This is a genomic window from Cupriavidus oxalaticus, from assembly GCF_038900635.1.
GTDB lineage: Bacteria > Pseudomonadota > Gammaproteobacteria > Burkholderiales > Burkholderiaceae > Cupriavidus > Cupriavidus oxalaticus_B.
The window spans coordinates 288,589-303,089 of sequence record NZ_JAYMRX010000004.1 but is presented as its reverse complement, the minus strand read 5'-3'; the positions used below and the strand labels follow the sequence as shown (position 1 = coordinate 303,089).

Sequence of the window (14,501 nt, the reverse complement as noted above, 5' to 3'; positions counted from 1 at the left end):
ATGGCATTCGTCAAACGTGACAACAAGAACAAGAAGCGCTTCCAGCAACAGAACCCGCTGTTCAAGCGCAAGCGCTTCTGCCGCTTCACCGTGGCTGGCGTGGAACAGATCGACTACAAGGATCTGGACACCCTGAAGGACTTCATCGGCGACAACGGCAAGATCACGCCGGCCCGCCTGACCGGTACCAAGGCTCACTATCAGCGTCAGCTGGATACGGCCATCAAGCGCGCGCGTTTCCTGGCGCTGATGCCGTACACCGACCTGCACAAGAACTGATAGGCCCTAGGTCCGTAACGGAGAGAACACGATGCAAGTCATTCTGCTGGAAAAAGTCATCAACCTGGGCAACCTGGGTGACATCGTCAAGGTGAAGGACGGTTACGCCCGTAACTTCCTGATCCCTTCGAAGAAGGCGCGCCGCGCCACGCAAACCGCGATCGGCGAATTCGAAGTCAAGCGCGCCGAGCTGGAAAAGGCCGCTGCCGAGAAGCTGGCCGCCGCGCAAGCCGAAGGCGAAAAGCTGAACGGCCTGACCGTCCAGATCAGCCAGAAGTCGGGTGTGGACGGCCGTCTGTTCGGTTCGGTCACCAACGCCGACATCGCCGTGGCCCTGGAAGGCCAAGGCTTCAAGGTCGAGAAGGCCCAGGTTCGCCTGCCGAACGGCCCGCTGAAGATGGTGGGCGACCACCCGATCAGCGTCGCGCTGCACACCGACGTTGTGGTCGACGTGACCGTGTCGGTGCTGGGCGAGCAGGTCTAAGATCTGCTGCAGCGGTGCCGCTTGCGCGGCGCCGCCCGAAGCACTGCAAGCAGAAAAGGCAGGAGCCCTGGCTCCTGCCTTTTTTGTTGCCCGGGTGCACCGGCTGGCAAATGTCCGGCAAATGTCCGGCAAATGTCCGGCAAATGTCCGGCAAATGTCAGGCGAATGTGAGGCAAATGTCCGGTGTAGTGCGTCCTCCTGCCAGCGTCCCGCCGTTATAATCCCTCCCCATGAACGCGCCCGTCGCCGACCCCCAACTCGACAACCTCAAGGTCCCGCCGCATTCCATCGAAGCCGAGCAATCGGTGCTCGGTGGCCTGCTGCTGGACAATGCCGCCTGGGACCGCATTGCGGACTTCCTTTCGGAGGCGGATTTCTATCGCTTCGACCACCGGATGATCTTCCAGAGCATCGCCCGGTTGATCTCGGCCACCAAGCCGGCCGACGTGATCACGGTCTACGAAATGCTGCAGGTTGCGGGCAAGGCCGAGGAAGTTGGCGGGCTGGCGTACCTGAATTCGCTGGCACAGAACACGCCCAGCGCGGCCAATATCCGCCGCTACGCGGAAATCGTGCGCGAGCGTTCGGTGCTGCGCAAGCTGGTCACCGTGGCCGACGACATCGCCTCGGCCGCCTTCGCGCCCAAGGGGCGGGAAGTCCGCGAGCTGCTGGACGAAGCTGAATCCAAGGTCTTTGCGATCGCCGAGGAAGGCGCGCGCGGCCAGGCCGGCTTCCAGGAAATCCAGCCGCTGCTGACGCAGGTGGTGGAGCGTATCGACGAGCTTTACCATCGCGACAGCACCAGCGACGTGACCGGCGTGCCCACGGGCTTCGTGGACCTGGATCGCATGACCAGCGGCATGCAGGGCGGTGACCTGATCATCGTTGCCGGCCGCCCGTCGATGGGCAAGACCGCGTTCTCGCTGAACATCGGCGAGCATGTGGCGGTGGAGCAGGGCCTGCCGGTGGCGGTGTTCTCGATGGAAATGGCGGGCACGCAGCTGGCCATGCGTATGCTGGGCTCGGTCGGCCGGCTGGACCAGCACCGGCTGCGTACCGGCCGCCTGCTGGACGAAGACTGGCCGCGCCTGACGCATGCCATCCAGCGCATGAACGATGCGCAGCTGTTCATCGACGAAACCCCCGCGCTGAACCCGATGGAACTGCGGGCGCGCTCGCGCCGGCTGGCGCGCCAGTGCGGGCAGCTCGGCCTGATCATCATCGATTACCTGCAGCTGATGTCAGGCTCCGGCGGCGGTGAGAACCGCGCGACCGAGATTTCGGAGATTTCCCGTTCTCTGAAGGGCCTGGCCAAGGAACTCAACTGCCCGGTGATCGCGCTGTCGCAGCTGAACCGAAGCCTGGAACAACGTCCGAACAAGCGCCCGGTGATGTCCGACCTGCGCGAATCCGGCGCTATCGAACAGGATGCCGACGTGATCCTGTTCATCTACCGCGACGAGGTCTACAACCCCGATTCGCAGGACAAGGGCACGTCCGAAATCATTATCGGCAAGCAACGTAACGGTCCGATCGGCACGGTGCGGCTGACCTTCCTGGGCCAGTTCACCAAGTTCGACAACTTCACCGGCGGCCCGGCGTTCTTCGACAACGACACCTGACGAAGTCAAGCCTGCCTGCGAGATCGCGCCGCGGGCCGTCTCGTTTGTGCCAAATCGGCGGGCAACGTCCGCGTAACCCTGTAAAATATTGCGCTTTGATGACAGCCGCCTATTCGGCGGCTGTCGTGCTTCGCGTTCAATCCCTCTGCAACACATCAGCAGCGCTACGCGCGCCGCCTTAAGGAACATCCATGTTCGGCCGATTCATGCCCACCGAGGGCAAGTTCTTCGAATATTTCAACCAGCACGCCGACTGCGCGGTGACCGCCGCCCACGAACTCCAGGCCCTGGTCAACGACCTGCCCAACGCCGAGGCGCATGCCCGCCGCGTCCAGGCCACCGAGAAGAAGGCCGACCGGATCACGCACGACACCATCGACCTGCTGCACAAGACCTTCATCACGCCGCTGGACCGCGACGAGATCCACAAGCTCATCACGACCATGGACGATATCCTGGACCTGATGGAAGACGTGGCCGAGACCATCTCGCTGTACGACGTGACCAACCTGACCGAAGAAGCGTTGCGCCTGGCCGCGATCTGCGTGCAGTGCTGCGACCAGGTCAAGATCGCGGTGGGCCTGCTCGAGGACATGGGCAACGCCAGCACCATCCTGAAGACCGCCCAGCAGATCGACCAGCTCGAGTCCGAGGCCGACCGCGTGATGCGCTCGGCGATGTCGAAGCTGTTCCGCGACGAGACCGACGTGAAGCGCCTGATCAAGCTGAAGGCCATCTACGAACAGCTCGAGACGATCACCGACAAGTGCGAGGACGTCGCCAACATCATCGAAGGCATCGTCCTGGAAAACGCCTGAGGCGGCAATCGGCATGCAGACCATTCAAATGAGCCTGTGGGTGATTGCCCTGCTGGTGGCGCTCGCGCTGCTGTTCGACTTCATGAACGGCTTCCATGACGCGGCCAACTCGATCGCCACGGTGGTGTCCACCGGCGTGCTCAAGCCGCACCATGCGGTCGCGATGGCGGCGATGTGCAACGTTGTCGCAATCTTCGTCTTTCACCTGAAGGTGGCGGCCACCGTGGGCACCGGCACCATCGATGTCAATATCGTCGACCACTACGTCATTTTCGGGGCGCTGGTGGGCGCGATCGCCTGGAACGTCATCACCTGGTACTACGGCATCCCGTCGTCCTCGTCGCACGCGCTGATCGGCGGCCTGGTGGGCGCGGCGGTGGCCAAGTCCGGCACCGGCGCGCTGGTAGGCGGCGGCTTGCTGAAGACCGTGGCCTTCATCCTGATCTCTCCGCTGCTGGGGTTCATCCTTGGTTCGCTGATGATGGTGATAGTGGGCTGGACTTTCTTCCGCACGCCGCCGTCGCGGGTGGACCGCTGGTTCCGCCGGCTGCAGCTGGTCTCGGCCTCGATGTACAGCCTGGGCCATGGCGGCAACGACGCGCAGAAGACCATCGGCATCATCTGGATGCTGCTGATCGCCAGTGGCCACGTGATGGCCGGCGGCCAGCCGCCGACCTGGGTGATCGTGAGCTGCTATGTGGCCATCGGCATGGGCACGCTGTTCGGCGGCTGGCGCATCGTGCGCACCATGGGGCAGAAGATCACCAAGCTCAAGCCGGTGGGCGGCTTCTGCGCCGAAACCGGCGGGGCGCTGACGCTGTTCTTTGCCTCGGCGCTGGGCGTGCCGGTGTCGACCACGCATACGATCACCGGTGCCATCGTCGGTGTCGGCTCGTCGCAGAAGATGTCGGCGGTGCGCTGGGGCGTGGCCGGCAATATCGTGTGGGCATGGGTGCTGACGATTCCGGCCTCGGCTTTCATGGCGGCGATCGCATGGTGGATCGGGCGCCATATCCTGTAACGCGGTATTGGACGGTCATGCAAAAAGCCAGGCAGCTGCCTGGCTTTTTGTTTGCCGCGTGCGGGCGCTCAACGGGTGGCGAAGGCGGCGATGGGATCGTCGTCGTCGGGCAGCGGGGCCGGTTCCGGTACCAGCGGCGCCGGGACCGGTGTGGCGGGGACTGGCGGGGGCAGGTTGATCGCGCCTGAAACCACGCGCCGCGCGCCGTTGTAGCGCGACGCCCAGTATGGCTTGCCCATGTCCTCCAGCCGCACGGTGCCGCCGGAGGATGGCGCATGGACAAAGCGGTTCTGGCCGACGTAGATGCCGACATGCGAGTTGGCGCGTCCGGTGGTGTTGAAGAACACCAGGTCGCCCGAAGCGACTTCGCTGCGGTCCAGCGTGGTGCCGCGGGTGCCCATGGCTTCGGTGGTGCGCGGCAGGTTCACGTTGGCGGCACGGGATACCACGTAGCGCACCAATCCGCTGCAGTCGAAGCCGGCATCCGGCGTGTTGCCGCCGTAGCGGTAAGGCGTGCCGACCAGCGACATCGCCTGGATCGAGATCTCCTCCAGCCCGGCGCTGGGATCGACCATGGGCTTGCCGGGCGTGCGCGGCAAGCTGCCATGGCGAGAGGGTGGGGAACTTGCGCACGCTGCCAGCAGAAGTGCGGCGGCGCAGAGCAGCGGCAGGCCGGCCCGGACAACCGGGCCTGGCGCTACGGGAGAACTGGAAGAACTATGGGTGCGGCGCAATGGCATCGTTGGATTCCGGTCGCCGGCCTGCCGGCGCACCGGAAACCTTGCCGCTACCAGCGTAGCTGGGCGTTGCGCGTGCCGGTGCTGACCTTGATCGACTTGGCCTGGCCCTTGTAACTGGCTTCGATATTGTAGCTGCCTTCTGGCGCACGTATCAGGCAGCGGGGGCCGGCGGCGCGGAAGGTTGCGACCTCCTGTTCGTCGCGTACCAGCTTTACCGCGACGTCGGACAGGAACTCGCCCGCGGCACCCTGCGTGAACAGGACCCCGATATTGAAATCCTTCTCGCGCGCGGCAAGCGCCTGGCGCTCGTCTTCGGCGATACCGCCGCAGACATAGCTGACCGGGCCCATGGTGCGGATCACCAGGTCGTCAGCCGCGGCGCGCGCCTGAAGCGGGCTGGCCAGGACCATGACAGCGCCAATCAGCGCGGCCAGGCGGAGATGCTGTTGGTTCATCGACGCCTCCAGTGGGGGTGCGGGACAACAAGCGGATCTGCGGACATCATAGCCGCATTGTGCTTGCCGTTCACGACAGCGGTCCGGTGCGCCTGCCCGCAAGGGAGGCGCACCGGCTGCCGCCCGCGTCAGAGTACGTCGCCGGCGTGGTCGGCCAGGCGCGAGCGCTCGCCGCGCGCCAGCGTGATATGGCCGCTGTGGCTCCAGCCCTTGAAGCGGTCCACCACATAGGTCAGGCCGGACGAGCCTTCAGTCAGGTACGGCGTGTCGATCTGCGCGATATTGCCCAGGCAGATGATCTTGGTGCCGGGGCCCGCACGCGTCACCAGCGTCTTCATCTGCTTGGGCGTCAGGTTCTGCGCCTCGTCGATGATGACGAACTTGTTGACGAAGGTGCGGCCGCGCATGAAGTTCATGCTCTTGACCTTGATGCGCGAGCGGATCAGCTCCTGCGTGGCGGCGCGGCCCCAGTCGCCGGCGCTGTCGTCGCTCTTCTGCAGCACTTCGAGGTTGTCGTCGAATGCGCCCATCCACGGCTGCATCTTCTCTTCCTCGGTGCCGGGCAGGAAGCCGATGTCCTCGCCGACCGGCACGGTGGCGCGGGTGACGATGATCTCGTTGTAGAGCTTCTGGTCGAGCACCTGCTCCAGGCCTGCCGCCAGCGCCAGCAGGGTCTTGCCGGTACCGGCCTGGCCCAGCAGCGTGACGAAGTCGATGTCCGGATTCATCAGCAGGTTCAGCGCGAAGTTCTGCTCGCGGTTGCGCGCGGTCACGCTCCACACATTGTTCTTGTGGTGCGTGTAGTCCTTGAGCGTCTGCAGCAGCGCGGTCTTGCCGTTGATCTCCTTGACCTGCGCGTACAGCGGCAGGCTGCCGTCGACCGGTTCCAGGTAGACGAACTGGTTGACCAGGAAGGACGGCACCAGCGGCCCGGTCAGGCGATAGAACATTGCGCCGGACTTGGGATCCTGCCAGCTTTCCACGCCCTTGCCATGCCTGGTCCAGAAGTCGCCGGGCAACTGCATGACGCCGGCGTAGAGCAGGTCCTTGTCTTCCAGGACCTGGTCGTTGTAGTAGTCCTCCGCCGGCAGCCCCAGTGCGCGCGCCTTGATGCGCATGTTGATGTCTTTGGACACCAGCACGACCTGGCGCTCGGGGTATTGCTGCTGCAGCGCGCTGACCACGCCCAGGATCTGGTTGTCGGCCTTGCCCTGCGGCAGGCCCTCGGGCAGCTTGATATCGTTCAGTCGGGTCTGGAAGAACAGCTTGCCCTGCGCGTCGCGGTTGCCGAGCTTTTCCAGCGGCAAGCCCTCGTCGAGTACGCCGTCGGTGCCGCCCACCAGCGAATCGAGCGTGCGGCTGACCATGCGCGCGTTGCGCGCGACTTCGCTCATGCCCTTCTTGTGGTTGTCCAGTTCTTCGAGCGTCATCATCGGCAGATAGATGTCGTGTTCCTCGAAGCGGAAGAGCGAACTCGGGTCGTGCATCAGCACGTTGGTGTCGAGCACGAACAGCTTGCTCGGCCCTTCGGCCTTGCGCGCGCGGCGCGAGGTGCCGGCCACGGGCTTGACCAGGCTGACCGGCGGGGCGCTGGCGGTCGGCGCGGGCCCCGCCGGGGTCTCGGTGCTGCGGGCGCGGGTACCACCGGCGGCGCGTGCCTTCACGGCAGGCGGCTTGGCTTCACCGGTTTCCAGCAATGCCACGCGCTCGAGTGCCGGCACAGGTTTCTTCAACTGTGTGGCGGACTTGGCCTTGGGCACCGCGGAGACCGGAGCGAATTCGCTCGGATCCAGCAATTGGGCAGGCTTGGCGGGCATGGTAGGCAGCGGCATGCTTGGCTTTCCTTTCAGGGGGACGAGAGAGGGGCTAAGACGTCCGTGCCGCGACGCGCGACTGCGTCGTGGCCAGGGACCGGGGCATGCATGCGCGAGGCACCCGGCGCGGACAGGCATGAGCGCAAACAAAAAAGCCGCCATGCCTGCATAACAGGGTTGGCGGCTACTTTGCGGACCGGCGACACGGCAGGTCCGCGACCGGCCTGTGGCGCGAACCGCCTGGGCCGGGAAGTCGAATCAGCGTGGCATCCGGAATCTGAACTCATTACGGGCCAATGTATCTGAAGGTCCCGGGTTTGGCAATTGGGTTTGCCAACCCTTTGCGGCGCCGGCTGTACGCCGTGTCGCAGACACGCAAATACGCGCAGGACCTCAGATGTCGCGCACCAGTTCCAGGATTTCGTCGACATGGTTCGGCACCTTGATGCCGCGCAGCTCGTGCCGCAGGATGCCCTTGCCGTCGATGACAAAGGTGCTGCGCTCGATGCCGCGATACTCTTTGCCATAAAGCTTTTTCATCTTGATGACATCGAACTGTGAGCACACCGCTTCGTCGGCATCGGAGATCAGTTCGAACGGCAGCTCGAGCTTGGCCTTGAAGTTCTCGTGCGAGCGGATGCTGTCGCGCGAGATGCCGAACACCTGCACGCCGGCCTTGGTGAAATCGTCGTACTGGTCGCGGAAGTTCATGGCCTCCGTGGTGCAACCCGGCGTGTTGTCCTTCGGGTAGAAGTACAGCACCACCGTCTTGCCGCGGAAGTCAGCAAGACGGAAGGCGGCGTCGCCGGTCATCGGCGCGCTGAAGTCGGGTACGGCCTTGTTGAGACTGATCGTCATTCTTGTGGCTCCTGGGCAAGGGGCAGGGGGATTCGGGAAGGGGTGCTGCCACCTTAGCGGGAGCAGATTGGGGCGCGCACCCGGACTTCAAGCGTGGCGTGGGCTCAACTTTGCGTGGGCGCCACGCGGTTCCGCTTCGGCGTCAGGCAGCGTCGGCAGCCGGCTCGATCAGCAGCACCGCAGCCACCTTGCGGCCCTCGGCCATCAGGATGTTGTAGGTGCGGCAGGCGGCCTGCATGTCCATCGCGTCGACGCCCACATGGCGGCGCGACAGCGATGCGGTCAGGCGCGGATGCGGGAAGCGCAGGCGCGAGCCGGTGCCAAGCAGCACCACTTCGGGATTGAGTTCGGCCAGTTGTTCGAAATGGACCGGTTCCAGGTCTTCGAAGCGGTTCACCGGCCAGGGCCGGATCTCGCCTTCGGGCATGACCAGGATCGAGGTGGTGTGGCGGACGAGGTTGATCTCGATATAGTCCGGCCCATAGGCCGTGACGGTATTCAGCGACTGGGGCTGGTCGGCGTGGAGTTTCACTTGGAGGCCTCTGCGGCGGCCGCCGCGGATTGCCTGGCCGGCCCGTGGGGCGGATGGCCGGCAGCGCGGGCGGTCGTGGTGTGACGGGCTGGACAGGCACAGGGTCGGGCCATGGCCCGCGGTCGCTTGCCGTACGCGCCGCTGGCGTACGCTGCAATGCAAGAATCCCTGCCGAAGTCTGTCATAATCCGATAAATTATAGCTTTTGCCTCCCTCTTTGCCACGCGTGTGTCACGCCCGCGTTGCATTGCAGCGGACGGCGCCTCCGCGTTCGTTCAGATTTAGCCAGATTTTCTGCCCGGTGCCGCCGACGCGGCACACTATCCCTGCCCGACAGCTTGCCCCGACATCGCCGTGAAACCCATCCAGAAATCCAACAAACTCAATAACGTTTGCTACGACATCCGCGGTCCGGTGCTGGAAAAGGCCAAGCAGATGGAGGAAGAAGGGCACAAGATCATCAAGCTGAATATCGGCAACCTGGCCGTATTCGGTTTTGACGCGCCGGAAGAGATTCAGCAGGACATGATGCGAAACCTGCCGAATTCGGCAGGTTATTCTGATTCCAAGGGCATTTTCGCTGCACGTAAGGCGATCATGCACTATACCCAGCAAAAAAATATCGAAGGCGTTGGCCTGGACGATATTTATGTCGGCAACGGCGCCTCCGAACTGATCGTGATGGCAGTCAACGCGCTGCTCAACACCGGCGACGAAGTGCTGGTGCCGGCGCCCGACTACCCGCTGTGGACGGCCGCGGTCAGCCTGTCGGGCGGCACGCCGGTGCACTATATCTGCGACGAGGCCAACGAGTGGATGCCCGATCCGGCCGATATCCGCGCCCGCATCACGCCGCATACCAAGGCCATCGTCATCATCAATCCGAACAACCCCACCGGGGCGCTGTATTCGGACGAACTGCTGCTCGAGATCGTCGCCATCGCGCGCGAGCACGGCCTGATCATCTTCGCCGACGAAATCTACGACAAGGTCCTGTACGACGGTGTCACCCACACCTCGATCGCGTCGCTGTCGACCGACGTGCTGACGGTGACCTTCAACGGCCTGTCCAAGAACTACCGCTCGTGCGGCTACCGCGCCGGCTGGATGGTGGTGTCGGGCGACAAGCGCCCGGCCATCGACTACATCGAAGGCCTGAACATGCTGTCGTCGATGCGCCTGTGCGCCAACGTGCCGGGCCAGTGGGCGATCCAGACCGCGCTGGGCGGCTACCAGAGCATCAACGACCTGGTCGCGGAAGGCGGGCGCCTGCGCCGCCAGCGCGACCTGGCCTACGAACTGATCACCGCGATCCCGGGCGTGACCTGCGTCAAGCCCAAGGCGGCGCTGTACCTGTTCCCGAAGCTGGACCTGTCGATGTACCCGGTGCAGGACGACCAGGAGTTCATCTATGAACTGCTGCAGGAGTCCAAGGTGCTGCTGGTGCAAGGCTCCGGCTTCAACTGGGCCAAGCCCGACCATTTCCGCATCGTGTTCCTGCCGCATGAGGAAGACCTGCGCGAGGCCATCGGCCGTATCGCGCGCTTCCTCGAGGCGTACCGAAAACGCCACGGCAAGGCAGCGGCCTGATTCCTGCGGCCGCGCCGCAACCCATCCTTAGCAACTCAGAAGATTGTCCATGAACCCCATCAAAGTTGGCCTGCTCGGCATCGGTACCGTCGGTAGCGGTACGTTCAACGTGCTCAAGCGCAATCAGGAAGAAATTCGTCGCCGCGCCGGCCGCGGCATCGAGATTGCCGTGGTGGCCGATCTCAACACCGAACGCGCGCGCGAACTGACCAACGGGGAAGTGGAGATCGTCAGCGACGCGCACCAGGTGGTGACGCGTCCCGACATCGACATCGTCATCGAACTGATCGGCGGCTACGGCGTGGCACGCGAGCTGGTGCTCAAGGCCATCGAGAACGGCAAGCACGTGGTCACCGCCAACAAGGCGCTGCTGGCCGTGCATGGCAACGAGATCTTCGAAGCCGCGCGCAAGAAGGGCGTGATCGTGGCCTTCGAAGCCGCGGTCGCCGGCGGCATTCCCATCATCAAGGCGCTGCGCGAAGGCCTGACCGCCAACCGCATCCAGTGGATCGCCGGCATCATCAACGGCACCACCAACTTCATCCTGTCCGAGATGCGCGACAAGGGCCTGGATTTCGACGTGGTCCTGAAGGAAGCGCAGCAGTTGGGCTATGCCGAGGCTGACCCGACCTTCGACATCGAGGGCGTCGATGCCGCGCACAAGGTCACGCTGATGAGCGCGATCGCCTTCGGCATGCCGGTGCAATTCGACAAGGCGCACGTGGAAGGCATCACCAGGCTTTCCGCCACCGACATCAAGTACGCCGAGGAACTGGGCTATCGCATCAAGCTGCTCGGCATCACGCGCCGCCGCGACGACGGCGTGGAGTTGCGCGTGCATCCGACGCTGGTGCCGGCCGCGCGCCTGATCGCAAACGTGGAAGGCGCCATGAACGCCGTGCTGGTGCAGGGCGACGCCGTGGGCGCCACGCTGTACTACGGCAAGGGCGCCGGCGCCGAGCCGACCGCTTCGGCCGTGATCGCCGACCTGGTCGACGTGACCCGCCTGCACACCGCCGACCCGAACCACCGCGTGCCGCACCTGGCGTTCCAGCCGGACGAGCTGTCGAGCGTGCCGGTGCTGCCGATCGAAGAGATCAACAGTTCGTACTACCTGCGCATGCGCGTGGCCGACGAGACCGGCGTGCTGGCCGAGATCACCCGCATCCTGGCCGAGGGCGGCATCTCGATCGACGCCATGCTGCAGAAGGAATCGCGCGAAGGCGAGCCGCAGACCGATATCATCATCCTCACGCACATCACGCGCGAGAAGCACGTCAACGCCGCCATCGCCAAGATCGAGGCGCTGCAGACTGTGCTGTCCGACGTGACGCGCCTGCGCATGGAAGAACTGAACTGAGCGCAGCTACCGCACCGCACACATGAAATACCAGTCGACCCGCGGCCATGACATGCCGCAATCGTTCTCCGAGATCCTGCTCGGCGGCCTGGCCCCGGATGGCGGCCTGTACCTGCCGAAGCAGTATCCGCAAGTCACGGCCGACGAGCTGGAGGCCTGGCGCAAGCTGCCATATGCCGACCTGGCTTATGAAATCCTGCGCAAGTTCTGCGACGATGTTCCCGCCGAGGACCTGCGCGCGCTGACGCGCAAGACCTACACGGCCGAGGTGTACTGCAACGCGCGCGAGGGCGACAACACCGCCGACATCACGCCGCTGCGCACGCTGGGCGAAGAGGGCGGTACGAAGCTGCAACTGCTGGGCCTGTCCAACGGTCCGACGCTGGCCTTCAAGGACATGGCGATGCAGTTGCTCGGCAACCTGTTCGAGTACGCGCTCGCCCGTGCCGGCCAGGAGCTGAACATTTTGGGCGCCACCTCCGGCGACACCGGCAGCGCCGCCGAATACGCGATGCGCGGCAAGCGCGGCATCCGCGTGTTCATGCTGAGCCCGCACCGCAAGATGAGCGCGTTCCAGACCGCGCAGATGTTCAGCCTGCAGGATCCGAACATCTTCAACCTCGCCATCGAAGGCGTGTTCGACGACGCCCAGGACATCGTCAAGGCCGTCTCCAACGACCACGATTTCAAGGCGCGCCAGAAGATCGGCACGGTCAACTCGATCAACTGGGCGCGCGTGGTGGCCCAGGTCGTGTACTACTTCAAGGGCTGGCTGCTCGCGACCGATGGCCCGGGCCAGAAGGTCTCGTTCTGCGTGCCGTCGGGCAACTTCGGCAATGTCTGCGCCGGCCATATTGCGCGCATGATGGGCCTGCCCATCGACAAGCTGGTGGTCGCCACCAACGAGAACGACGTGCTCGATGAATTCTTCCGCACCGGCGCCTACCGCGTGCGCAAGTCGGCCGAGACCTATCATACGTCCAGCCCGAGCATGGACATCTCCAAGGCCTCGAACTTCGAGCGCTTCGTGTTCGACCTGCTGGGCCAGGACGCCGGCAAGCTGGCCGCGCTGTTCCGCGACGTGGAAGAGCAGGGCGGCTTCGACCTGTCGGGCACGCCGGAATTCGACCGCATCCGCGAGTTCGGCTTTGTCTCGGGCCGCAGCACGCACGAGGACCGGGTGGCGACCATCCGCGACCTGTCGTCGCGCTATGGCATCACCATCGATACCCACACCGCCGACGGCGTCAAGGTGGCGCGCGAGCATCTCAGCGCCGGCGTGCCGATGGTGGTGCTGGAAACCGCGCTGCCGGCCAAGTTCGCCGACACCATCCGCGAGGCGCTCGGCCATGAGCCGGAGCGTCCGGCCAGGTTCGAAGGCATCGAGAGCCTGCCGCAGCGCTTTGAAGTGATGCCTGCCGACGCCGCCAGGGTCAAGGCCTATATCGCCGGCCACACCGGCCTGTAAGTACATTGGCGCATAGGCACGCTGCGGCACCGCGGCGTGCCGTGTCCGCGCCAACTCGCTACAATCAGGCTGCGGGCCCGATCCTCGGCCCCCGGATTGCTTCCTCCTGCCATGGGCCGGAAGCAATGCGCGGGCCGTTTCTCTTTGGTCAACCCGCATGGGCTAACCCTTCCCGCACATCGCACCATGACCCAAGCCGCAGCACCTTCCCGTCCCCCGATGCTGACCATGGCCCAGGCGCTCGACGCGCTGCTGTCCGCCGCGCGCCCGCTGGCGCAGGTGGAGCAGGTCGACACGCTTGACGCCAATGGCCGCGTGCTGGCCGCGCCCGTGGCCAGCACGTTGCGCGTGCCGCCGGCGGATAACACCTCGATGGATGGCTACGCCATGCGCGCCGCCGACGTCCCGGCAGCGGGCACGCGACTGCGCGTATCGCAGCGGATTCCGGCGGGGCATGTCGGCACCGAACTGCAGCCCGGCACCGCCGCGCGCATCTTTACCGGTGGCCTGATTCCGCCGGGCGCCGACGCCGTCGTGATGCAGGAGCAATGCACGGCGGAAGGCGAGGACGTGATCGTCAACCACGTGCCGCAATCCGGTGAATGGATCCGGCGCGCCGGTGAGGACATCGAGGCCGGCAGCGTGATCCTGCCCGCGGGCACGCGGCTGACGCCGCAGGCGCTGGGCCTGGCTGCGTCGGTCGGCCAGGCGAAGCTGGACGTGGTGCGCCGCGTGCGCGTCGCGGTGTTCTTCACCGGCGATGAACTGGCGATGCCGGGCGAACCGCTCAAGCCGGGCGCGATCTACAACTCGAATCGCTTCACGCTGCGCGGCCTGCTGGAAAACCTGGGCTGCGAGGTCAGCGACTTCGGCATCGTGCCCGATACGCTGGCCGCCACGCGCGAGACGCTGCGCCGCGCGGCGCAGGGGCACGACCTGATCATCACCTCGGGCGGCGTGTCGGTCGGCGAGGAAGACCATATCAAGCCCGCGGTGGAGGCGGAAGGCCGCCTCGACATGTGGCAGATCGCAATCAAGCCGGGCAAGCCGCTGGCGTTCGGCCAGGTCAACAGCCCGGGGCCCGCCCCGGCGTTTTTCCTGGGCCTGCCGGGCAATCCGGTGTCGAGCTTCGTCACCTTCCTGCTGTTCGTGCGCCCGTTCATCCTGCGCCTGCAGGGCGTGGCCGACGTGGCGCCGCGCCGCCTGCCGCTGCGCGCCGATTTCGAACTGAAGAAGGGTGACCGCCGCAACGAGTTCCTGCGCGCGCGCATCAACGGCGAAGGCGGGCTGGACCTGTTCCCCAACCAGAGCTCCGGCGTGCTCACTTCCACGGTATGGGGCGACGGGCTGATCGACAACCCGCCCAACCAGGCCATCGCGCCCGGCGATACCGTGCAATTCATTCCGTTTGACGGCCTGCTCGCATAGCCGGCCCGCATTACCAGCAAGTACACAGAGGC

The 14,501-nt window shown here is 65.0% G+C and carries 14 protein-coding genes; 9 read left to right on the top strand and 5 right to left on the bottom strand.

From position 1 onward, the window contains the following. From rpsR to VSR71_RS09905, 5 genes are all read left to right on the top strand, one after another. Positions 1-279, top strand: coding sequence for a 30S ribosomal protein S18 (rpsR, locus tag VSR71_RS09925; protein ID WP_006163606.1), 279 nt, complete (start codon positions 1-3; stop codon positions 277-279). Between the two features lie 31 nt (positions 280-310). Continuing rightward, positions 311-763: a 50S ribosomal protein L9 gene (rplI, locus tag VSR71_RS09920; RefSeq protein ID WP_029048701.1), complete on the top strand. Its 453-nt coding sequence runs from the start codon at positions 311-313 to the stop codon at positions 761-763. 230 nt (positions 764-993) lie between these two features. Continuing rightward, the gene (locus tag VSR71_RS09915; RefSeq protein ID WP_342913693.1) at positions 994-2,385 is read left to right on the top strand and encodes a replicative DNA helicase; all 1,392 of its coding nucleotides are present in this window, start codon (positions 994-996) and stop codon (positions 2,383-2,385) included. A gap of 191 nt (positions 2,386-2,576) precedes the next feature. Beyond that, positions 2,577-3,203, top strand: a complete 627-nt coding sequence (locus VSR71_RS09910; RefSeq protein WP_029048703.1) for a DUF47 domain-containing protein — start codon at positions 2,577-2,579, stop codon at positions 3,201-3,203. Positions 3,204-3,216: 13 nt separating this feature from the next. Beyond that, complete coding sequence (locus VSR71_RS09905; protein ID WP_342913692.1) at positions 3,217-4,224, top strand: inorganic phosphate transporter; 1,008 nt, start codon at positions 3,217-3,219, stop codon at positions 4,222-4,224. 68 nt (positions 4,225-4,292) lie between these two features. Here VSR71_RS09905 and VSR71_RS09900 read toward each other — a convergent pair whose 3' ends face one another. From VSR71_RS09900 to VSR71_RS09880, 5 genes are all read right to left on the bottom strand, one after another. Continuing rightward, on the bottom strand, positions 4,293-4,964 hold the full coding sequence (locus VSR71_RS09900) for a C40 family peptidase (protein WP_342913691.1): 672 nt from the start codon (positions 4,962-4,964) through the stop codon (positions 4,293-4,295). A 47-nt stretch (positions 4,965-5,011) separates the two neighbouring features. Then, positions 5,012-5,419: a hypothetical protein gene (locus VSR71_RS09895; RefSeq protein WP_342913690.1), complete on the bottom strand. Its 408-nt coding sequence runs from the start codon at positions 5,417-5,419 to the stop codon at positions 5,012-5,014. Positions 5,420-5,547: 128 nt separating this feature from the next. After that, on the bottom strand, positions 5,548-7,251 hold the full coding sequence (locus tag VSR71_RS09890; protein WP_342913689.1) for a PhoH family protein: 1,704 nt from the start codon (positions 7,249-7,251) through the stop codon (positions 5,548-5,550). A 375-nt stretch (positions 7,252-7,626) separates the two neighbouring features. Next, positions 7,627-8,091, bottom strand: a complete 465-nt coding sequence (locus tag VSR71_RS09885) for a peroxiredoxin (protein WP_342913688.1) — start codon at positions 8,089-8,091, stop codon at positions 7,627-7,629. A 142-nt stretch (positions 8,092-8,233) separates the two neighbouring features. Next, positions 8,234-8,623 carry an Mth938-like domain-containing protein gene (locus tag VSR71_RS09880; protein ID WP_342913687.1) on the bottom strand — a complete coding sequence of 130 codons (390 nt, stop codon included), beginning with the start codon at positions 8,621-8,623 and terminating at the stop codon, positions 8,234-8,236. 354 nt (positions 8,624-8,977) lie between these two features. Between VSR71_RS09880 and VSR71_RS09875 the strand changes: the two genes are divergently transcribed. The 4 genes from VSR71_RS09875 to VSR71_RS09860 all read left to right on the top strand — a co-directional run bounded on the left by VSR71_RS09875 (position 8,978) and on the right by VSR71_RS09860 (position 14,469). After that, positions 8,978-10,213 carry a pyridoxal phosphate-dependent aminotransferase gene (locus VSR71_RS09875; RefSeq protein WP_133096458.1) on the top strand — a complete coding sequence of 412 codons (1,236 nt, stop codon included), beginning with the start codon at positions 8,978-8,980 and terminating at the stop codon, positions 10,211-10,213. 49 nt (positions 10,214-10,262) lie between these two features. Beyond that, a complete protein-coding gene (locus tag VSR71_RS09870; RefSeq protein ID WP_342913686.1) occupies positions 10,263-11,573 on the top strand; it encodes a homoserine dehydrogenase in 1,311 nt (436 codons plus the stop codon). A gap of 22 nt (positions 11,574-11,595) precedes the next feature. Continuing rightward, positions 11,596-13,041: a threonine synthase gene (thrC, locus tag VSR71_RS09865; protein WP_342913685.1), complete on the top strand. Its 1,446-nt coding sequence runs from the start codon at positions 11,596-11,598 to the stop codon at positions 13,039-13,041. A 186-nt stretch (positions 13,042-13,227) separates the two neighbouring features. After that, the gene (locus tag VSR71_RS09860; protein ID WP_342913684.1) at positions 13,228-14,469 is read left to right on the top strand and encodes a molybdopterin-binding protein; all 1,242 of its coding nucleotides are present in this window, start codon (positions 13,228-13,230) and stop codon (positions 14,467-14,469) included. Positions 14,470-14,501: the final 32 nt, after the last annotated feature.